Source organism: Devosia neptuniae (genome assembly GCF_025452235.1).
GTDB lineage: Bacteria > Pseudomonadota > Alphaproteobacteria > Rhizobiales > Devosiaceae > Devosia.
The window spans coordinates 3,282,356-3,302,166 of the sequence record NZ_CP104965.1 but is presented as its reverse complement, the minus strand read 5'-3'; the positions used below and the strand labels follow the sequence as shown (position 1 = coordinate 3,302,166).

General features: G+C 62.0%; 17 protein-coding genes. 6 read left to right on the top strand and 11 right to left on the bottom strand.

Annotation, left to right across the window (positions count from 1 at the left end; all coding sequences use genetic code 11):
- Positions 1–137: 137 nt before the first annotated feature.
- Complete coding sequence (locus N8A98_RS19010; protein WP_262167678.1) at positions 138–1,691, top strand: DEAD/DEAH box helicase; 1,554 nt, start codon at positions 138–140, stop codon at positions 1,689–1,691.
- A 145-nt stretch (positions 1,692–1,836) separates the two neighbouring features.
- Entirely contained in the window at positions 1,837–2,901 is a 1,065-nt protein-coding gene (locus N8A98_RS19005) for a GGDEF domain-containing protein (protein ID WP_262167676.1), read from the top strand.
- Here the strand turns inward: N8A98_RS19005 and aroA are convergent, their stop codons facing one another.
- The 10 genes from aroA to N8A98_RS18955 all read right to left on the bottom strand — a co-directional run bounded on the left by aroA (position 2,902) and on the right by N8A98_RS18955 (position 11,990).
- On the bottom strand, positions 2,902–4,179 hold the full coding sequence (gene aroA / locus N8A98_RS19000) for a 3-phosphoshikimate 1-carboxyvinyltransferase (protein ID WP_262167675.1): 1,278 nt from the start codon (positions 4,177–4,179) through the stop codon (positions 2,902–2,904). It abuts the gene before it with no gap.
- Between the two features lie 75 nt (positions 4,180–4,254).
- A complete protein-coding gene (locus N8A98_RS18995) occupies positions 4,255–4,635 on the bottom strand; it encodes a HesB/IscA family protein (RefSeq protein WP_262167673.1) in 381 nt (126 codons plus the stop codon).
- Between the two features lie 14 nt (positions 4,636–4,649).
- The gene (locus N8A98_RS18990) at positions 4,650–5,069 is read right to left on the bottom strand and encodes a VOC family protein (protein WP_262167671.1); all 420 of its coding nucleotides are present in this window, start codon (positions 5,067–5,069) and stop codon (positions 4,650–4,652) included.
- Between the two features lies 1 nt (position 5,070).
- Positions 5,071–5,466, bottom strand: coding sequence for an SUF system Fe-S cluster assembly protein (locus tag N8A98_RS18985; RefSeq protein ID WP_035096953.1), 396 nt, complete (start codon positions 5,464–5,466; stop codon positions 5,071–5,073).
- Between the two features lie 11 nt (positions 5,467–5,477).
- A complete protein-coding gene (locus N8A98_RS18980) occupies positions 5,478–6,698 on the bottom strand; it encodes a cysteine desulfurase (protein ID WP_262167666.1) in 1,221 nt (406 codons plus the stop codon).
- Positions 6,699–6,755: 57 nt separating this feature from the next.
- A complete protein-coding gene (sufD, locus tag N8A98_RS18975; RefSeq protein WP_262167664.1) occupies positions 6,756–7,967 on the bottom strand; it encodes a Fe-S cluster assembly protein SufD in 1,212 nt (403 codons plus the stop codon).
- Positions 7,968–7,969: 2 nt separating this feature from the next.
- Positions 7,970–8,719, bottom strand: coding sequence for a Fe-S cluster assembly ATPase SufC (gene sufC, locus N8A98_RS18970; RefSeq protein ID WP_035097067.1), 750 nt, complete (start codon positions 8,717–8,719; stop codon positions 7,970–7,972).
- Between the two features lie 47 nt (positions 8,720–8,766).
- Positions 8,767–9,270 (bottom strand): cupin domain-containing protein, encoded by a 504-nt coding sequence (locus N8A98_RS18965; RefSeq protein ID WP_262167662.1) that lies wholly within the window; start codon positions 9,268–9,270, stop codon positions 8,767–8,769.
- A complete protein-coding gene (sufB, locus tag N8A98_RS18960) occupies positions 9,270–10,772 on the bottom strand; it encodes a Fe-S cluster assembly protein SufB (protein ID WP_113120291.1) in 1,503 nt (500 codons plus the stop codon). Before sufB ends, N8A98_RS18965 begins: the two co-directional genes overlap by 1 nt.
- Positions 10,773–10,841: 69 nt before the next feature.
- Complete coding sequence (locus N8A98_RS18955; RefSeq protein WP_262167659.1) at positions 10,842–11,990, bottom strand: cysteine desulfurase family protein; 1,149 nt, start codon at positions 11,988–11,990, stop codon at positions 10,842–10,844.
- A gap of 288 nt (positions 11,991–12,278) precedes the next feature.
- Here N8A98_RS18955 and N8A98_RS18950 point away from each other — a divergent pair, with 288 nt between their 5' ends.
- Together N8A98_RS18950 and tyrS are read left to right on the top strand one after the other, a co-directional pair.
- A complete protein-coding gene (locus tag N8A98_RS18950) occupies positions 12,279–12,941 on the top strand; it encodes an alpha/beta hydrolase (protein ID WP_113120289.1) in 663 nt (220 codons plus the stop codon).
- 132 nt (positions 12,942–13,073) lie between these two features.
- Positions 13,074–14,324: a tyrosine--tRNA ligase gene (gene tyrS / locus N8A98_RS18945; protein ID WP_113120288.1), complete on the top strand. Its 1,251-nt coding sequence runs from the start codon at positions 13,074–13,076 to the stop codon at positions 14,322–14,324.
- A gap of 46 nt (positions 14,325–14,370) precedes the next feature.
- Here the strand turns inward: tyrS and N8A98_RS18940 are convergent, their stop codons facing one another.
- A complete protein-coding gene (locus N8A98_RS18940) occupies positions 14,371–17,787 on the bottom strand; it encodes an AsmA-like C-terminal domain-containing protein (protein WP_262167652.1) in 3,417 nt (1,138 codons plus the stop codon).
- 212 nt (positions 17,788–17,999) lie between these two features.
- Here N8A98_RS18940 and N8A98_RS18935 point away from each other — a divergent pair, with 212 nt between their 5' ends.
- Positions 18,000–18,479, top strand: a complete 480-nt coding sequence (locus N8A98_RS18935) for a peroxiredoxin (RefSeq protein ID WP_262167650.1) — start codon at positions 18,000–18,002, stop codon at positions 18,477–18,479.
- A 75-nt stretch (positions 18,480–18,554) separates the two neighbouring features.
- Positions 18,555–19,697, top strand: a complete 1,143-nt coding sequence (locus tag N8A98_RS18930) for a M23 family metallopeptidase (protein WP_262167648.1) — start codon at positions 18,555–18,557, stop codon at positions 19,695–19,697.
- The last annotated feature ends 114 nt before the right edge of the window (positions 19,698–19,811 follow it).

Below are 19,811 nucleotides of genomic sequence, written 5' to 3'. Positions count from 1 at the left end.
ATTGCCTTTCCAGTCCGCCGCTGACGCAAACCGCGGCATCATGCCTGCGCCGTTTGCGGCTTTCTTCCCGGTGCGCCGCCTTGAATGTTTCGAGCGGATCCTGCATCGGGCAACAGCTTTGAGTGGAACGACTGAATTTGACCGACGAATTTTCCGGGCTGGGCCTTTCGAGCAAAGTAACCGAGGCAGTTATCGCTGCGGGTTACACGACGCCTACTGAAATCCAGGCGCAGGCCATCCCCCACGTCCTGCAGAAGAAGGACATTATCGGCATCGCCCAGACCGGGACCGGCAAGACCGCGTCTTTCGTGCTGCCGATGCTGACGCTGCTGGAAAGCGGCCGCGCCCGTGCGCGCATGCCCCGCACGCTCATTCTCGAACCGACGCGCGAACTCGCGGCGCAGGTTGCCGAGAATTTCGAGAAGTATGGCAAGAACCACAAGCTGAACATGGCGCTGTTGATCGGTGGCGTGTCCTTTGACGACCAGATCAAAAAGCTGGATCGCGGCGTTGACGTATTGATCGCCACGCCCGGCCGCATGCTCGACCTGTTCGGCCGCGGCCGCATCCTGCTCACCGGCGTCGATATCCTGGTGATCGACGAAGCCGACCGTATGCTGGACATGGGCTTTATCGACGACATCAAGAAGATCTGCAGCCTGCTCCCGGCCCGCCGGCAGACGCTGCTGTTCTCGGCCACTATGCCGCCCGAAGTGCAGAAGCTGGTCAACCAGTTCCTGCGCGATCCGATCAAGCTGGAAGTCGCGCGGCAGAATTCGACGGCCGACACGATCGACCAGAAGCTGGTCAGAGTGTCATCCAAGCCCGAAGACAAGCGCGCCGCTTTGCGCGCCCGCATCGATGCGGCCACCGGGCTGACCAATGCCATCATCTTCTGCAATCGCAAGCGCGATGTGGCCACCCTCGCCCGCTCGCTGGAGCGGCATGGCTATAGCGTCGGTGCTCTCCATGGCGACATGGACCAGAAGAGCCGCACCGAAACGCTCGATGCGTTCCGCGCCAACCGGCTGACCCTGATGGTGGCCAGCGACGTGGCCGCCCGCGGTCTCGATATTCCCGCGGTGAGCCACGTGTTCAATTTCGACGTGCCCGTGCATGCCGAAGACTACGTGCACCGTATCGGCCGCACCGGTCGCGCTGGTCGCTCCGGCGTTGCCTATACGCTGGTAGCCCCAGCTGACGGCAAGCATCTCGATGCCATCATTAAGCTGATCCAGAAGCCCATCGAATACCTGGAAACCTCTGGTGCCGCCGCCCCTGCCTCGGCAGAGACAGCGGAAGCTGGCGAAGAGAGCAAGTCCAAGCGCCCTGCCCGCTCGCGCCGTGGCGGTCCACGCCCTGTTGCCGAAAAATCAGCAGCAAGCCCGGTAAAGACGGAAAGCGCCGAGGCAACTCCTGCTCCCGCTCCGGCAGAAGCCAAGCCCGCGTCTCGCTCGCGTCGCCGGCCCCCCGCCGAAGCTCAGCCGGCCGCGCCGAGCCAGCCCGCCAAGCCGGCGCAAAGCGAGGAAGCCAAGCCTTCGCGCAACGAAGAGTCTCGGTCCCCGCGCGGCCGCAATCGCCGGCCCGCAGAACCGAAGATGGACGAATCGGGCATCGATTCCAGCTCGCCCTTCGGCAATGACGGTCCAGTGCCGGCGTTTCTACTGCGATCGACACGCACCGCGTCCTGATCAGTACAGCGGTTGACTATGTAGCTCGCAGTAAAAAGCGATCTTACACTTGTACTTAGCGCGACGGGACCTGTATCTATCCGTATAGATTCGGGTTTCTGGGACAAGAAATGCCGGGTGAGCGCAACGGGACGCGAGGGAAGCGGTGTCCGGACAGGAATTCAAACGAGCGCTTGGCTATGCCAATGCCGCTTTCGACCTGCTCAAGCGCAGCGGAATTCCGCCCTATCCGCAGTTCTATGAACTGCTTTACACCTATGCCACGGGCGTCAATCCGTCCCTGAACAGCCGGATCAACGCCATTTTCCGGGAGGGGCATGCCCCTTCCGCGGATTTGGCGGAGGCGCTCTACAACGAATTCCTCAAGTCCGACGTCAACGACCGCATAACCGACGTTTCCGAGCGCATGCATGCCCGCATCGAAGCGGTGCACGATGCCATCGACACGGCCATGACAACGGCGAGCGCCTATTCCGGCTCGCTGCAGTCAGCCAGCGGCGATCTCGAACAGGATATCTCCACCGAGGCCCTGCAATCGCTGGCCAATCGACTGCTGCTGGAAACCCGTGTCATGCAAGACACCAACCGCGCGCTGGAGCAGAAGCTCGAGGCTTCGCGCGATGATATTGCCGCGCTGCAGCGCGACCTGGATGACGTGCGGCGGGAATCGCGCCTCGATCCGCTCACCAAGATCGCCAATCGCAAGAGCTTCGATGAGGGCCTGGAAGCCGCCGTTGCCGAGGCGCAGAGCGGCCATCAGCCGCTCTGCCTGCTGATCGCCGACATCGACCACTTCAAGACGTTCAACGACACCTATGGCCACCAGACCGGCGATCAGGTGCTGCGGCTGGTCGCCATGACCATCAAGTCCAATATCAAGGGCAAGGATCTCGCCGCCCGCTATGGCGGGGAAGAATTCGTCGCCATCCTGCCCTCCACAGACCTCGAAGGCGCGGTCATCGTCGCCGAGAATGTCCGCAGGGCCATTCAGGCCAAGGAATTGCTCAAGCGCTCCACCAATGAGAAGCTGGGCCGCATCACGGCCTCGTTCGGCGTGGCGGCATTCCGCCCTTCGGACACGCCTTCTTCACTGCTCGAGCGCGCCGATCGCTGCCTTTATGCCGCCAAGCATGCCGGCCGCAACAAGGTGGTCAGCGAGAACGATCTGGCCGAGCAGCATGGTCCCAAGGACGGCGTTTCGGCCGCCTGATCAGGCGGCCGGTTCCAGCTTGACGCCCAGCCCTGCCAGCATGTCCCAGTATTCCGGGTAGGTTTTACCGGTGCAGGCCGGATCAAGGATGGTGATGCCGGGAAGGCGCAAGCCTGCCAGGGCAAAGCTCATGGCAATGCGATGATCGTGGTAGGTGTGGATGCGGGTAAGCGCATTCTTGCCCGCCAGCTGCCTGCCCAGATTGGGATCGGACGCCACGAGCAGATCATCCCCCTCCTCGGTCCCCAGGCCCGGCAGGATGCGGTTCAGCTCGTTGGCGACGGCGCGGATGCGGTCGGTTTCCTTGACGCGCAGATTGGCAATGCCAACGAACCGCACCGGATGATTGTTGAAGGCGGCTAGCACTGCGAGCGTCGGCACGGCGTCCTGCATCTGCGAACCATCGATGACGGCGGGCATATTGGGGAATTGCGCAATGACCGCCTGTGCGGCGGCGTCAGGCTGGGTGAAGGCGTCGGCGGCTACGCCCAGATCGATCTTGCCGCCAGTGAGCGCGGCTGCGCCCCAGAGATAGGTTGCGGCGGAAGCATCGGGCTCAACCAGCAGGTTGGCGGCCACATAACCGGTTGGCTGCACCAGCCAGGAGCCGGCGTCGATCTGCTCGACATCGGCGCCAAAGCTGCGCATGGCAGCCAGTGTCAAATCGACATAGCCGCGGGCGCCGATATCGCTGCCGCTCAGCGCGACGGTGATCGGCCCATCGCCCAATGGCGCGGCCATCAGCAAGGCGGAAACATATTGGCTGGAGAGACCCGCATCGATCTCGACGCGCCCCTTCCCGAAGCTGCCTTTGCCGCGAACGGTAACCGGTGGGCAACCGGTTGGGCTGGCCGCATCAATGCCCAGGGACTGCAACGCAGTTACCAGCGGGCCAATGGGACGCAGGCGCATTTCGTCGTCACCATCGACGATCACTTCGCCATCGACGGTGGCGACCGCGGCCGTTAGGAAACGGGTCGCGGTGCCAGCATTGCCGAGAAAGAGCGGGCCATCCGGCCGTTGCAGGCGACCGCTGCTGGTCACCACGAAGCTGGTTTCGTCGGGTTCCTCCACCGTCACGCCCATTTGCCGCAAGGCGGCCGCCATCAGCACCGTGTCCTTGCTCTTGAGCGCACCGGACAAGCGGCTGGTGCCATTGGCTAAAGCGGCCAGCAGCAGAGCGCGATTGGTGATGGATTTGGAACCTGGAGGCGATACCCGGCCGACCAGCGGATGATCGGGCGGAACGATGGTGAGAGCCGGAGGCAGGCCGGTCATGGAATATACTCTACGGGCTGGAGCCAAATTGCTCCCGCCTGTTAGGGCAAATACCGGGCAGGTGCAACCGGACGATCAGGCGGGAACGCGGGCCTCAGCAATGGCCTTGAGATCGGCAGCCTTGAGCGTGACGCTCTCGCCGCAGCCACAGGCGCCAGTCTGGTTCGGATTGGTGAAGGTGAAGCCCGAGCTCATCTTGGATTGCTCGAAATCCATCACCGTGCCGAGCAGGTACATGGTCGCCTTGGGGTCGACATAGACATTGACGCCCTTGTCGGTGACCTGGTCGTCGCCCTTAACCGGCTCGGACACATAATCCATGGTGTAGGCCACGCCGGCGCAACCGGAATTCTTGATGCCGACGCGCAGGCCGATGACCGGCTTGTCCGAATCTTCGATGATTTCGGTGATGCGCTCAGCAGCGGCATCGGTCAGCGACATAATCTTGAAGGCCATGAAGCCATATCCTTCTAGTAATTCGGCCAGACGCCCCGGGTGATCAATTCGACCACAAGGCGATCCGGATCACGGAAATAGATGCTGCGGCCACCTTGCGACCAGGCAACTTCGCTTTCCAACTCTATATGTAGACCTTCAAGGTAGATTTTCCAATCCTCGAAGGCGTCCTCAGTTATGCCGAAGGCGAAATGCTGTTCTCCGGCGCCGTCATGGGGCGGGATGAAACCGCCGCCAACGGGTATCGGCTTCAGCGTGGCGCCGCGGCGAAAGAGAATCAGCACCTGACCCGGACCGACCTGGAGCGGCTGAATGCGGTCGTCACCGCCCATCGGCTCGAAGCCGAACACCTTGACGTAGAACTCGCGGCTGCGCACCACGTCGGAGACGTAGAGGCAGGTTTCTACCAAGCCATGCAAGGGCGGCCGGTTCATCTTACCACCAGTTGAGCGCGACTTGGGCTTCTTCGCTCATGCGGGATGCGTCCCATGGCGGATCGAATACCATGTTGACCGTCACGTCCTGAATGCCTTCGACGCCGCGAGCGGCGTTTTCGACCCAGCCGGGCATTTCGCCGGCCACGGGGCAACCGGGCGCCGTCAGCGTCATGTCGATGACCAGCTTGCGGTCGTCATCCAGATCAACCTTGTAGATCAGGCCAAGCTCGTAGATATCGACCGGGATTTCCGGGTCATAGACGGTCTTGAGCGCACCGATCAGGTCGGTGGTGATGCGTTCGACCTCTGCTTCCGGCAGGCCGCCGGAAACATTGGGCGTAATGCGGGGCTCGGGAATGGTCGGAGCCGGAGCGATTTCTGGTTCGTCGGTCATAGCGATACCAATCAGGCAAAAAATTTCTGGGCGCGTTCGATGCCGTCCACCAGCGCGTCCACGTCGTCCTTGCCGTTATATAGGGCGAAGGAGGCGCGGCAGGTAGAGGTGACACCGAAACGTTTGAGCAATGGCATGGCGCAATGCGTGCCGGCGCGCACGGCAATGCCGTAACGGTCCAGAATCGTTGCCATGTCGTGGGCGTGGGCGCCCTTGACCTCGAATGAGAAAATGCCGCCCTTACCCGGCGCCGTGCCGATCAGGCGCAGCGAATTGATCCGGCTCAGCCGTTCATGGGCATAGACAGCGACATCTGCTTCATGCGCGGCAATGGCATCGCGGCCCAGATCGTCCATATATTTGATCGCCGCGCCCAGCCCGATAGCCTGGACGATGGGCGGAGTGCCGGCCTCGAAGCGATGCGGCGGTTCGTTATAGGTTACCGTTTCCATGGTCACGACATCGATCATTTCGCCGCCGCCCTGATAGGGCTGCATCTCGGCCAGCAGATCGTATTTGCCGTAGAGAACGCCGATGCCGGTCGGGCCGTAGAGCTTGTGGCCGGTCATGACGTAGAAATCGGCATCGAGATCGCGCACGTCCACCTTGGTGTGAACCGCGCCCTGGCTGCCGTCTATAAGCACGGGAATGCCGCGCGCATGGGCAATGGTGATCACGTCCTTGATCGGGGTGACAGTGCCCAGCACGTTGCTCATATGCGTAACGGCAACAATACGGGTGCGGTCGGTCAGCGCCGCCTCGAAGGCGTCGATGTCAAAGCTGCCATCATCCCGCACATCGACCCATTTGATCACCGCGCCCTTGCGCTCGCGATGGAAATGCCAGGGCACGATATTGGAGTGGTGCTCCATGATCGTGGTGACGATTTCATCGCCCTCCCCGATGCGCGGACCGGCAAAGGACGAGGCCACGAGGTTAATCGCCTCGGTGGCCGAGCGGGTGAAGATGATCTCTTCGGGCCGGCCCGCATTGAGGAAATGCTGCACCGCATGGCGGCCGCCCTCATAGGCTTCGGTCGCGCGGTTGGCCAGCGTGTGCAGGCCGCGATGGACATTGGCGTATTCGTGCCGGAAGGCATAATCCATCCGGTCCAGCACCTGCACCGGCTTTTGGGCCGATGCGCCGCTATCGAGATAGACCAGCCGATTGCCGTGGATCTGTTCCGACAGGATCGGAAAATCAGCGCGGACTTTTTCGAGATCGAAGGTCATGCACGTTCCTCGGCGCTAGCAGCGCCTTTGATTTTCCTACGATGCGGACGGCTGCTGTTACTTTGCAGCCAGCAACCAGCCATCGATGACACTGCGCAGAGCCTCGCCAAGCGCCTCGTCCTCGATCGGATCAACGAGCTCCTCGAGGAAACCGCGCACCAGCATGGTTTCGGCTTCGGCCTTGGGAATACCGCGGCTGACCAGATAGAACAGGGAATCCGCATCGAGCTTGCCGCAGGTCGAACCGTGGCCGCAGACAACGTCGTCGGCATAGATTTCGAGCTCGGGCTTGCTGAGGATTTCAGCCTCGTCAGACAGCATCAGGCCCTGATGCATGAACTTGGCATCGGTCTTCTGCGCATCGCGGGCCACGACGAGCCGGCCCTGCACCACGGCCTTGCCGCGGCCGCGGGCAATCGACTTGAACAGCGGCTGCGAGGTGGTGTGCGGCACCGCGTGGGTCGCGTCCATCGTGATGTCGTTATGTTGCCCATCCGACACTAGGTTGAGCCCGGTAATGTCGCCATGGGCGCCGGCGCCCTCGTAGCGTGGGAAGAGCTGCGTGCGGCTCAGGCCCGAACCGGCATGGATCACCAGCGTCCGCAGCTTGGCGCCGTCGGCCAGGTGATATTCGTTGGTCGCGAAATGCGAGCTTGCGCGGCCCGACAGGTCGACGGTGATGTGGGTGACCACGGCATCCTTGCCCAGCGCCATATAGGTGGCGTGGTTGTTGACGTGGGCGGCGTCCGAACCCGAGAAGGTTTCCAGAATCGTCGCCGAAGCGCCGTCGGCCACGAAAACCTTGACCGAGTCAGCGACATGGGCGGCCTCGCCCTCGCTGCGATGGTCGATCTGGATCACCGGATCGACGCTGTTTTCCAGCGTCAGGGTCAGGCTGTTGCGGACCAGCGCCGTGTTAAGGTGCACCAGCACGTCGTCGCGGGTGGAGAGGGCCGAGCCCTCAGCCGAGCCAACGATAATGCCGGCCGGAGCCGTGGTGCCGCTCTGCACGACGCCATTGGCGATCATCAGCTGATAGGCGCCGGCGACGCGCAGCGCGGGCGCGCTGGCTTCGTTAGCGGCCTCTGCCAACGGCGGCACGGCCTTCAGCAGCATTTTGAGGTCGGTATAGTGATAGCTCTCGACGCGCCGCGTGGGCAGGCCGGCGACGCTGATGCGTTCCGCATCCGCCTCGGCGCCGACGCTCTTGAGCTGGGCGATCAGGGTTTCTTCGGCTGCATTGAGCCGGACTGGCATGGTTTGACGCATGATCAGGCCGCCGCGCCGTCGAAGTCGGCATAACCCTTGGCTTCAAGCTGCAGTGCCAGGTCCTTGTCGCCGCTTTCCACGATCCGGCCGTCCGAAAACACATGCACCACGTCGGGCACGATGTGGTTCAGCAGGCGCTGATAGTGGGTGATGACCAGCATGGAACGATTGGCGGCGCGCAGCGCATTGACGCCCTTGGAGACGACCTGCAGCGCATCGATATCGAGCCCGCTATCGGTTTCGTCCAGAATGCACATCTTGGGGGCCAGCAAAGCCATCTGCAGCACTTCGGCGCGCTTCTTCTCGCCGCCGGAGAAGCCGACATTGAGCGGGCGCTTGAGCATATCGGTGTCGATATTCAGATCGGTGCCGGCAGTCTTGACCGCACGCATGAAGTCGGGCGTCGAGAGTTCACCCTCGCCGCGCGCCTTGCGCTGGGCGTTCATCGCAGCCTTGAGGAAGGTCATGGTGGCGACGCCGGGGATTTCGATCGGGTACTGGAAGGCCAGGAACAGGCCGGCGGCAGCGCGTTCGGACGGCTCCATATCCAGCAGGTTCTCGCCATCGAGCAGCACTTCGCCCTCGGTGATCTCGTAGTCTTCCTTGCCTGCCAGCACATAGCTCAGCGTCGACTTGCCCGAACCGTTGCGGCCCATCACGGCATGCACCTGGCCGGGCGGAATGATCAGGTTCACGCCCTTGAGGATTTCGCGATCTTCGATGCGCGCATGCAGGTTGCGGATTTCAAGAATTGGGGTGGTCATGACTTAGTCTCCAATGGGTGGACGGCAGCGGCGCTTCAAGCGCCAGGCTCACCGTCCCAATAATCGAGATGGTTCTGGCCTTCGCGGCCACAGTGACGGAGGCGATTGGCGGCACCGGCCGGGCGGCTGGTGACCTGGAACTTGCCCGAGTCCGGATATTCGCAGACCTCGGTCGCGGCATTGTTGGCGACGCCCAGATATTTGAGCGGAACCGGGCCGGTATTGATGATCTGGTGCGCCGTATCCTTGCCACCAGCGGGAGCGCCGAGCACGTCGCCGGCCTTGAACGGCAGGTGAGCCTCGCCAAAGCGATAGGTGCCCTCGCCTTCCAGCACCACGAACAGCTCGTCTTCCACATGGTGATTGTGGAACGGGCAGCTCGATTTGCCGGGCGGCACTTCATTGTAGCTGATGCCAAGGCCGCGCAGCCCCAGAAGGGCGCCGAACGAGGTATCCGCGGACTTGTAAAGCGTCCCCTGCTCCCACTGGTCGAGCTTGAGCCCGCCCAGCGAGATGACCGGGTTGGTTTGGTCGGCCATTATCCCACGCTGCCTTCCAGCGAGATCGAGATCAGCTTCTGCGTTTCGACCATGAATTCCATGGGCAGATGCTGCAGCACGTCGCGCACGAAGCCGTTGACGATCAGGGCCACAGCTTCTTCCTCGTTGAGGCCGCGCTGCTGGCAATAGAACATCTGGTCATCGGAAATCTTGGACGTGGTCGCCTCGTGCTCGAACACGGCCGTGCCGTTGCGGCTCTCGATATAGGGAACCGTGTGGGCGCCGCATTTGTCACCGATCAACAGGCTGTCGCACTGGGTGAAGTTGCGGGCATTCTTCGCCTTGGCATGGGCCGAAACCTGGCCGCGATAGGTATTGTCCGAGAAGCCGGCGGCGATACCCTTGGCGATGATGCGGCTGGACGTGTTTTTGCCCAGATGGATCATCTTGGTGCCGCTATCGACCTGCTGGTAGCCGTTCGAAATGGCGATGGAATAGAACTCGCCGCGCGAGCCGTCGCCGCGCAGGATACAGCTCGGATATTTCCAGGTGATGGCCGAACCGGTTTCCACCTGGGTCCAGCTGATCTTGGAATTGTCGCCGCGGCAATCACCACGCTTGGTGACGAAATTATAGATGCCGCCCTTGCCGTCCTTGTCGCCGGGATACCAGTTCTGGACGGTGGAATACTTGATCTCGGCGTTCTCGAGCGCGACCAGCTCGACCACTGCGGCGTGCAGCTGGTTTTCGTCGCGCATCGGGGCCGTGCAGCCTTCGAGATAGCTCACATACGAGTCAGCTTCGGCGATGATCAGCGTGCGCTCGAACTGGCCGGTCTTCTTCTCGTTGATGCGGAAATAGGTCGACAACTCCATCGGGCAACGCACACCCTTGGGGATGTAGACAAAGGACCCATCGGTGAAGACGGCTGAATTCAGCGTGGCATAATAATTGTCCGAAACCGGCACGACCGAGGCCAGGTATTTCTGCACCAGCTCGGAATGCTCACGGATGGCTTCCGAGATCGAGCAGAAAATGATGCCGACCTTGGCCAATTCCTCGCGGAAGGTGGTGACCACGGACACGGAGTCCATCACCGCATCGACCGCCACCTTGGGGCGCTCGACGCCAGCCAGGATTTCCCGCTCCTTCAGCGGCACGCCGAGCTTGTCATACATGGCGATCAGCGCCGGATCGACTTCATCGAGGCTCTTGGGCGCCGGCGTCGACTTGGGCGCGGCGTAGAAATACATGTCCTGCAGATCGATCTGCGGATAGTGCACCTTGGCCCAGGTCGGCTCATTCATGGTCAGCCAACGGCGATAGGCCTCTAGGCGCCAATCGAGCATCCACTGGGGCTCGTTTTTCTTGGCCGAGATGAAGCGGACGGTATCTTCGCTCAGGCCCTTGGGGGCCATGTCGGATTCGATATCGGTCTCGAAACCATACTTGTACTTGTCGACATCGAGCGAGCGCACCGAGTCCACGGTGGCGCGATCAATGTTTTCCTTGAGCGTCGGGATATCGTCGTAATCCGCCATGATTGGCTTCTCCTATTTGCCCAACAGGCGATTCAAGGTCGCCGTGAGCCGTCAAAAACTATTGCGGCCTCAGGCCGCTTGCCCCTGTCGGGCGCGATGGCGCGACAGGATGGATTGGTAACCGGCGAGGAACGCATCGACATCCTCTGCCGTCGAGGACCAGCCGAGGCTGACCCGCAGGGCGCATTCGGCCAGCTCGGGCTTAACGCCCATGGCGGCCAGCACATGGCTGGGGCCGACCTTGCCGGACGAACAGGCCGAACCCGAGGACACAGAAAGCCCCGCCAGGTCCAGGCCCATCATGGCCGTGGTATTCTTGATGCCCGGCACGGCGAAATTGGTCACATTGCCAAGCCGCTCGGCGCCGAAAATCACCGCATCGTCCGCCATGGCCTTCAAACCAGCTTCCAGCCGGCCAATCAGGCCCGCCACATCAACAGCGCCATAGCGGCTCGCAAAAGCCGCCGAGGCTGCGCCGAATGCGGCGATCAGGGCCGCCGGCTCGGTGCCGCCGCGCCGCCCCTGCTCCTGCCCGCCACCGGGAATGAGCCGAACGACATCGGCATGCGACTTGACCAGCAGCGCGCCAATGCCCGCCGGCGCGCCGATCTTGTGGCCGCTGATAGCCATCATATCGGGTGCCGAGGCGGCAAATTCGAGGGGCAGTTTGCCAAAGGCCTGCACCGCATCGATGAACAGTGTGTGACGCGTCGGCCCGACCAGGGCATTGATCCGGCCGATGGGCTGGACCACGCCGGTCTCATTGTTCACCCAATGGAAGGCGACGAGGAAGGTGCGGCCGTTGACGTCAGCATCGGCCAGCATGGCGGCCAGTTGCTCAAGATCAATGCGGCCATCGGCCAAAAGCCCGATGGTCAGTACCGGCAGGCCAGTGGCTTCAGCGGCCTTGGAGACCGCCGCATGCTCGCCTGCACTGATGATAATGGCGTCGCTGCCGAAAATCCTGGCGCCGCCAACAATGGCTTGGGTGATGGCTTCCGTGGCCGAGCCGGTAAAGACCACCTGCTTGTGCTCGGCCCCGGCCAAAGCCGCCACCTGGGCGCGGGCGGTATCCAGGACGTTGCGAAGCGCGCGGCCGTGGCCATGCACGGATGATGGATTGCCGGTGAGATCGAGGGCAGCGAGCAGCGCCGTCCGCGCTTCGGGCAGAAGCGGAGACGAGGCATTGTGATCGAGGTAGATCGCCGCTCGCGTCATCGAATTCTCATCGGCGCATGCGCGCCGCTCATGGCTTCCATGCCTAGCCTCGGGGCACCGATATGCCGCCGAATCCAAACACTTCTTGAAATTTGCCGCCCAACTTCATTACAAGGGGCGCTCTCACAGGCCGCTTTGCGGCCAAAAACCAAGTTTCGAATAATTCTAAACTGGATTTTTCGACCCATGTTTTAGGCAGCAAGGCGCGCTTAGTCAAGCCGCAGTGCCGCCGGATCGACGGTTGGAAATACCACGCCAACAGAGCCGAATGGCCGGAAGAACAAGACCATGCCAGAAGTGATTTTCAACGGGCCCGAGGGCCGTCTGGAAGGCCGCTATCAGCCGGGCAAGGAGCCCAATGCTCCCATTGCCATCGTGTTGCACCCCCACCCGCAGTTCGGTGGGACGATGAACAACCAGATCGTCTACAATCTCTTCTACATGTTCGCCGAACGCGGCTTTGCCGTGCTGCGCTTCAATTCGCGCGGCGTCGGCCGCAGCCAGGGCATGTTCGACCACGGCATTGGTGAACTCTCCGATGCTGCTGCTGCGCTCGATTGGCTGCAGATCATCAACCGCGAAAGCCGCGGCTGCTGGATCGCTGGTTTCTCCTTCGGCGCCTGGATCGGCATGCAGCTGTTGATGCGCCGCCCGGAAGTCGAGGGCTTCATTTCCGTCGCGCCGCCGGAAAACCTCTATGACTTCTCGTTCCTGGCGCCCTGCCCCTCCTCGGGCCTGATCATCCATGGCGACAAGGACCGCGTGGCTCCGCCCACTTCGGTGCAGAAGCTGGTGGACAAGCTCAAGACCCAGAAGGGCATCACCATCGAACAGCAGATCGTTGAGGGTGCGAACCATTTCTTCGAAGGCAAGATCGATGATCTGACCACCCGCTGCGCCGACTATCTCGACCGTCGCCGGCAGGAGATCGCCGCCGGCGGCGGGCGCTAAATAGCAGCGCGAACACTACGATCCGTTGGAGGGACCTCATCCTGAGCCTGTCGAAGGACGAGGTCCCGTATGCACCGACCTCGTGGTTCGACAAGCTCACCATGAGGTCTCAGTAACCTCAGTGGCTGTCACATGACCAAGTTCAAATCCGATTTCCTGCGCGTCCTCGATGAGCGCGGCTTCATTCACCAGATTTCCGATCCCGAGGGGCTCGACGCCCTCGCCCTCAAGGGGCCGATCACCGGCTATGTCGGCTATGACGCGACGGCGACCTCGATCCATATCGGCAATCTGATCACCGTCACCATGCTCTACTGGCTGCAGGAAACCGGCCACAAGGCGATCAGCCTGATGGGCGGCGGCACCTCCATGGTGGGCGATCCTTCGTTCCGCGACGATCAGCGGAAGCTGCTGACCGTCGAGCAGATCGACACCAATATCGAGAGCATCAAGAAGGTCTACAGCAACATATTGAACTATGAGGGCTCCAATCCGGCCATCATGGTCAACAATGCCGATTGGCTGCTCAAGCTCAACTATGTCGAATTCCTGCGCGATGTGGGCCGCCATTTCTCGGTCAATCGCATGCTCAGCTTTGACTCGGTCAAGCTGCGGCTCGACCGCGAGCAATCGCTGAGCTTCCTCGAATTCAACTACATGATCATGCAGGGCTATGACTTCACCGAGCTCAACCGGCGCTATGGCACCGTGTTGCAGATGGGCGGGTCGGACCAGTGGGGCAACATCATCAATGGTGTCGACCTCAACCACCGCATGGGCGGCGAGCAGCTCTATGCGCTGACGACCCCGCTGCTGACCAAGGCATCGGGCGAGAAGATGGGCAAGTCGGCCTCCGGCGCTGTCTGGCTCAATGGCGATCTCTTCAGCCCCTATGATTTCTGGCAGTATTTCCGCAATACGGAAGACGCCGATGTCGGCAAGTTCCTCAAGATCTTCACCCGCCTGCCGCTGAGCGAAATCGCCAAGCTCGCTGCCCTGGGCGGCAACGAGATCAACGAAGCCAAGAAGGTGCTGGCGACCGAAGTCACCGCCATCGTGCATGGCCGTGATGCGGCCATCCAGGCGGCCTCGACGGCATCGGCGACCTTTGAGGCTGGCGGCATTGATCTATCGCTGCCGACCGCGACGGTGTCGCATGCCGAGCTGGCAACCGGGCTGGGCATTCTTGCCGCGCTCGTCACCGCCGGGTTGGCCGGATCAAATGGCGAAGCACGTCGCCACATCCAGTCGGGCGCCGTGCGGGTCAATGACGCAGTGATCGAGGACGACAAGCTCAGCATTGGCGACAATGCGCTGCTGCCCGAAGGCGTCATCAAGCTCTCGGTCGGCAAAAAGCGCCATGCGCTGATCAAGCCGGTCTAAATCGGTCCAACTGAACGTAGAAGGCGCCCCTCTCGGGCGCCTTTTTTCATTCCACGCGCGGCTGCTCGTTGGCGCGGAATTCGAACAGCTCGCGCAGCGCGCCCGGTGCCAGGGCGGAGAGCGGATTGATGCGGAAGACCGGGCTGGATAGCGCCCCTGTGACCGAGAAGGTGACCCCGAGCAGCCCTTCGCCATCGCGGCCGCCCAGCAACGGGCCGAGCAGCGGGATCTTCTGGAACGCGCTGTTGAGCCCGAACAGGGGCACATAGGTCCCCGTCAGGTCGTATTGGCGCTGATTGGTATAGATGAAGCCGCGCAGCGTGCCGCCCACCGTGCTGCCGGTCAGCACGGCGTTGGACACCTCGACACGGTCCGAGCGGCGCACAAAATCCACCTTGGCGCTGTCGAAATCGAGCCGGTTCTGCCTGGAGATAGCAGCGCGGGAGTCCGAATGGTTGCCGAGCACCTGGGCGACATTGGCTTCGTCGACAATGGCGAAATGGCGCATCAGCAATTGCCCGACATCCATTTTCTGCGCGCTGAACGTGTTGAGCACGAGGCTCCCCTCCCCGCCGGCCAACTGCGAATAGACGCCCAGCAGGCGCAATATGGTCCCGGCATCATTGAAAGCCACCGACATGGTGCGACCATCGGGCGTCGGATTGGTCGTCACCGACACGGCATTGCCATCGCTGAACTGCGCCGTGAGGTTGGCGCGGCGCAGATCGGTGCCGCGCAGCAGCAGGTCGAGATTCATATTGAAGGCGGTGGTGGCATAATAGCCAAGCGCGCGGTCCAGCTTCACATCGAGCGCGATGGTCTGGGTGAAGGTGGATTGCACCCCGCCAGTGCCCTCGCCCAGCCCGAAGAATTGCTTGAGCATGGGTTTGAGGTCGAGCTGGGCGCCCCGGATCTGCACCGAATAGCCGCCTTCGCGCGGGGCGAGCGCCAGTTGCGCATTGTCGCCCGGGCTCAGCGCGAACTGCTCGAAAGTGGCCGATTCCAGCCCCTCGGTGGCGTGGTACTTGATCCCGCCCTTTAGGTGCACCGAGCCGAATGCCAGATCGACCCCACTGAGCTCGGTCAGTTCGCCATCCTGCTTCACATTGGCATGCAGCGTGCCGGCCGTGCCCGCCGCCTTGGAGATGCCGATATCCCTAATAGTCAGCCGCGCATCCTGCAAATCGGCGGCGACCTGGATCGAGCCATCCGCCAGGGGCTGGCCGACCACCCGTATGGTGCCGGCAAAATATGGCGAAGCATCAAAGCCCATTGCCTTGAGGTCATCGGCGCTGACGACCGAGGACAGGCGGAAGGTCGGCTCGGTTTCGAGCGTCCCGATGATCTCGACATCGGCCTTCATGCCGTCGATCTCGGCCGTCCCCCCCACCTGATAGCCGGCCTGCGAAGCGCTAAAGGCAAGCTGGCCGTTACCGATCTTGTGGTCCTTGATGGGCTGCGAGCTGGCAAAGTCCGAGACCGTACCATTCAGCACATAGTCCACATTCATCGCCTTGCCGCTCTCCTCATTGGGCAGCTTGACGGTCACGACCAGTCCGGCATCGACACTGCCCTGCAGTGAATCCAGATCAAGCGGGAGCGGCGTATGCTCGATGGCCTGCGGCTGCTGTTCGCGGGTCAGGGCGAGGAGAGCGGGAATGGAACCCTCCAGATCGCCGGAAACCTCGATAATGCTCTCTGTGGGCTCGGAATTGTCCATCACGAGCGCCGGATTGGTCACCTTGAGCGGGCCGCCCGCAGTTTCGATCTGGCCGCCGCCGGCCGAGATGGTGACATTGCTGTCATCGATCTGCAGGCGCGTATCGCCTTGCAGGGTAACTGGCGCCATTTCGGCCGTGGGGGTGACCGTGACGCCCGCCCCGACCATGTCGATCTGCATGGCGTCCTTGGGGATGGCCTTGTTCTCGCCCTCCAGCGCCAGGGTGCCGACCGGGAATTTGAACCGCATCCGGGCGTTGGTGATCGTGCCATCGGTCACATTGGCGACAAACCAGTCGCGGCTTTCCGTGCCCATCACATAGGGCCAGAGCCGCTTGGCATCATCGGCGCTGATGCCCTGCCCGGTCAGCGTCAGATCGACGCCCAGGCCCTTTTGCAGCATGTCGAAACGGCCCGTCGTTTCGACGCTCGCCGTGCCCTTGCGGGCGATCAGCCGATCGATACCGAGCGCCCCATAGAGCGGCGCCGACCAGCCGGAAAATTCCATGCTGTCAAACGGCTCCGCCGGCGCCTCCATGTCGTCCGGCTGAATGCGAACGTCGGTCGCCTTGAGCGCTATGCCGGTGGTCGGGCCGAATTTGGGGTCAAGGCCAAGGCCGAACACGCCCGAGACGCGCGCCGAACTCTTGCCGATCTGCAAGGCACTGTCTTCCAGCGTGAATTGCCCCTTTTCCGGCGCCCAGTTGATACTGAGGATCGAGCTGGCAATGGGAAAATAGGCATCGGCAATGCGGAGGTCGAGGCCAGTCAGGTCGATCTTGAACGCACCATCGATCAACTTGCCCCCAGCCGGCTGGAACCGCACATCGATCGACAAGGCCCCGGCACCGCGGATGGCGGCAAGGCTCGTTGCATCATCGATGAAGGGCAGGAAGGCGGCAAAATCGATATTGGTGACATCGGCCTCAAGCCGCGAGCCGCCCTCGTCATCCACAGTGCGCGACAGGTTGCCCGTCATGGTGCGGCCGCCCAGCGTGGCGGAGAATTTACCATTGGTATTGCGCCGGTCCGGTGTCGGCCCGATTTCGACATTGATGTGCTCGAATTGCCGGAACAGGCCATATACGGTGTCGCTCATATCCACCGTGCCGTCGCGGATCACGAGCTTGGAGAAACGCCCCTGCGCGGCATGCTCGACAATGTCGGCAATGCCCTGCTCGCTGGTCTCCAGATTGTAGATCAGCCAATCATTGTCGGAGCGCATCTGCTGCGGCTGCGCCGCTCCGCTCAGATCAATGCCGCGCTGGGAAATATCGACGGCTGGAAAGGCATCCTCGCCTTCCCTGACCTGCACGGTCGGCGGGCCGCCATTGGGATCATCGATCAGATCAAAACTAGTGACGCGCGGCCCGAACAGGTCCTGCACCACCTGCACATGCGGGCGCACCAGCGTTATCGTCGCGCCCGGCTGGCCGAAAATGGCCCGGGCCGGCGAGAAGCCGATCTCAAGCGCCTCGATGGAGATATTGGCGCCGCTCTTGGTGTCGGTCAGTTGCACGGGCGAGAACTGGATCACCGGCCAGACGCCATTCTCGAGCGCCAGCGCCATCTGTCCAAGCTGCAGATTGGAGGTGGCTGGCATGGTCGATTGGGCGAAGGCCCGCACCGCGTCGCCGCCGAATGGCAAGCGGATCGGGGTAATCAGCAGGATGAGATAGAGCAGCAGCGACAGAGCCGCAGGAATGCCGACCACCCACACGCAGACTTTGGCTGCATGGCGCACGGGATGTCGTCCGCTTGTCGCAGACGGTACAATTGGCGTGTCTGCGGGTAAGGTTGACGCGCTCACTTGCTTCCAGATCGAAACTCGGCCGGTATCTGCTGGCACCCCTGAGAATCAACCGCAGAATGCGGTCTAGTGCCTGATGATACCGGCTGTAATATGGCGCCGACACCTCCAATAGCATCCAGCCCGAAAAGCCAGGACCTATCGCGATGACCGAACTGCAAGAGGGCGACCTCGCACCAACTTTCACTTTGCCGCTGGATGATGGCTCGACCTTTGATCTGGCGAGCCATCGCGGCAAGCCTGTTGTGCTCTATTTCTATCCAGAGGACGACTCGGGCGGGTGCGTCAACGAAAACCAGGAATTTTCGGCGCTCTCCCCCGAATTCGCCAGGCGTGGAGCGGTTTTAGCCGGCATTTCGCCCGACGACGTGGCGAGCCACACCAAGTTCCGGGCCAAATACGGGCTGACAGTTCCGCTGGTCGCTGATCCAGAACACAAGGCTATCGAGCCGTTTGGCCTATGGAAGCTCAAAAAACTCTATGGCCGCGAATTCATGGGGCTGATCCGCACCTCGTTCATTATCGGCGCCGATGGCAAGGCGGCGCGGATCATTCGAGCCACCCGCATTGCCGGCCATGCGCAGAAAATGCTCGACGCGCTGGATGCCCATCTGGCCGCAAAATAGCGCGGCTTTTGCCTTTATTAACCATGCATAGCCATACTTTGCTCACCATGTTGTTGGTGTCGCGAGGTATGTTGCGTGCGTTATTCAGCCAGTTTTGGCGGTCCAGCTCCCGCGTCAGTTCCTGTGCGCCAGGGCATCCGCCCGGCCCTGTTTTACGGCATGTTCGCCGCCCTGCTCTGCGCCAATGCCCTGACCGCCACCGCATTTCTGTTTTCAAACGACATCGCCAAGCTGTGGAATCGCCAGAACGATCAGGTCGTCGCCGCCTATGAAGATCGCATCGCGCAATTGCGCGTCGAGGTGGATCGGCTGCATTCGCGCAGCTATGCGCAGGCGGGCGACATCAACCTGCAATTGCAGGAATTGTCCCAGCAGCAGGAAGTGCTGATCGAGCAGCACCAACTGGTCAAGGTGTTGGTCGACAAGGCCGGACAATTGGGCATCGATAGCGCCGCCCTACCCTCGGCATCAGGCGCTCCGGCCATCGCGCCTCTGGCAATGAGCAGCGGCAATGCCGAGATCGACGCGACCGCCAGTGCGATTACCCAGATGATGGGCGAGACGCAATTTGCCATGACTTCCATCGCCGAAACGGCCACCGAGCGCACCCGCAATATCGTGACGGAGCTGTCGGGGCTAGGCATTCGCGTCACCCTGCCCGAAGATGATCTGGATGGTGTCGGCGGCCCGCTGCTGGCTGCCGTGGATGGGGCCGAAGCTTCGCCGATGATCGATGATGCCAATGCGGTGATGGCGGCGCTGGTGCGCTACAAGGCGGCGCGCGACAGCATCGACACCGCTCCCATTCACATGCCGATATCCGGCAATTTCCGGCAGAGTTCGGGCTTTGGCAATCGCACCGATCCGTTCACCGGACGGCGGGCTTTTCATTCCGGCATGGATTTTGCGGCCACGACCGGAACCAGTGTGCTCAGCGCCGGCGCGGGCGTGGTCAGCTTTGTCGGCGTCAAATCGGGCTATGGCAATGTGGTGGAAGTCACCCATGCCAATGGCCTGATCAGCCGTTATGGGCATCTGTCGGGTTTTCTGAGCGAAGTCGGGCAGCGGGTGAATACCGGCACCCCGATTGCCAGGGTCGGCTCGACCGGCCGTTCGACCGGCCCGCACCTGCATTTTGAGGTGCGGAAGGACGACGTCGCCATCAACCCCAAGAACTTCCTCGAGGCTGGAAAGCGCCTGACGGGCCTGCTGGGCTAAGCCGCTTCTCATCCAGCTCGCGAGCCACGATCCAGTCCCCTCCCCCTTGAGGGGAGTGCTAGGGTGGGGGTTCTGCGCCCTCTACGAACTCCATGCCGGTGGCAGATCCAGAAC

What these genes read in the sequence shown, in the direction of transcription:
- aroA (WP_262167675.1), bottom strand. Translation starts at nt 4,179, where the DNA reads ATGACCGGCCTGCCTCCGGCTCTCACCATCGTTCCGCCCGATCATCCG.
- N8A98_RS18985 (WP_035096953.1), bottom strand. Translation starts at nt 5,466, where the DNA reads ATGACCGACGAACCAGAAATCGCTCCGGCTCCGACCATTCCCGAGCCC.
- N8A98_RS18995 (WP_262167673.1), bottom strand. Translation starts at nt 4,635, where the DNA reads ATGGCCTTCAAGATTATGTCGCTGACCGATGCCGCTGCTGAGCGCATC.
- N8A98_RS18990 (WP_262167671.1), bottom strand. Translation starts at nt 5,069, where the DNA reads ATGAACCGGCCGCCCTTGCATGGCTTGGTAGAAACCTGCCTCTACGTC.
- N8A98_RS18980 (WP_262167666.1), bottom strand. Translation starts at nt 6,698, where the DNA reads ATGACCTTCGATCTCGAAAAAGTCCGCGCTGATTTTCCGATCCTGTCG.
- N8A98_RS18965 (WP_262167662.1), bottom strand. Translation starts at nt 9,270, where the DNA reads ATGGCCGACCAAACCAACCCGGTCATCTCGCTGGGCGGGCTCAAGCTC.
- N8A98_RS18955 (WP_262167659.1), bottom strand. Translation starts at nt 11,990, where the DNA reads ATGACGCGAGCGGCGATCTACCTCGATCACAATGCCTCGTCTCCGCTT.
- N8A98_RS18950 (WP_113120289.1), top strand. Translation starts at nt 12,279, where the DNA reads ATGCCAGAAGTGATTTTCAACGGGCCCGAGGGCCGTCTGGAAGGCCGC.
- N8A98_RS18935 (WP_262167650.1), top strand. Translation starts at nt 18,000, where the DNA reads ATGACCGAACTGCAAGAGGGCGACCTCGCACCAACTTTCACTTTGCCG.
- tyrS (WP_113120288.1), top strand. Translation starts at nt 13,074, where the DNA reads ATGACCAAGTTCAAATCCGATTTCCTGCGCGTCCTCGATGAGCGCGGC.
- sufD (WP_262167664.1), bottom strand. Translation starts at nt 7,967, where the DNA reads ATGCGTCAAACCATGCCAGTCCGGCTCAATGCAGCCGAAGAAACCCTG.
- sufB (WP_113120291.1), bottom strand. Translation starts at nt 10,772, where the DNA reads ATGGCGGATTACGACGATATCCCGACGCTCAAGGAAAACATTGATCGC.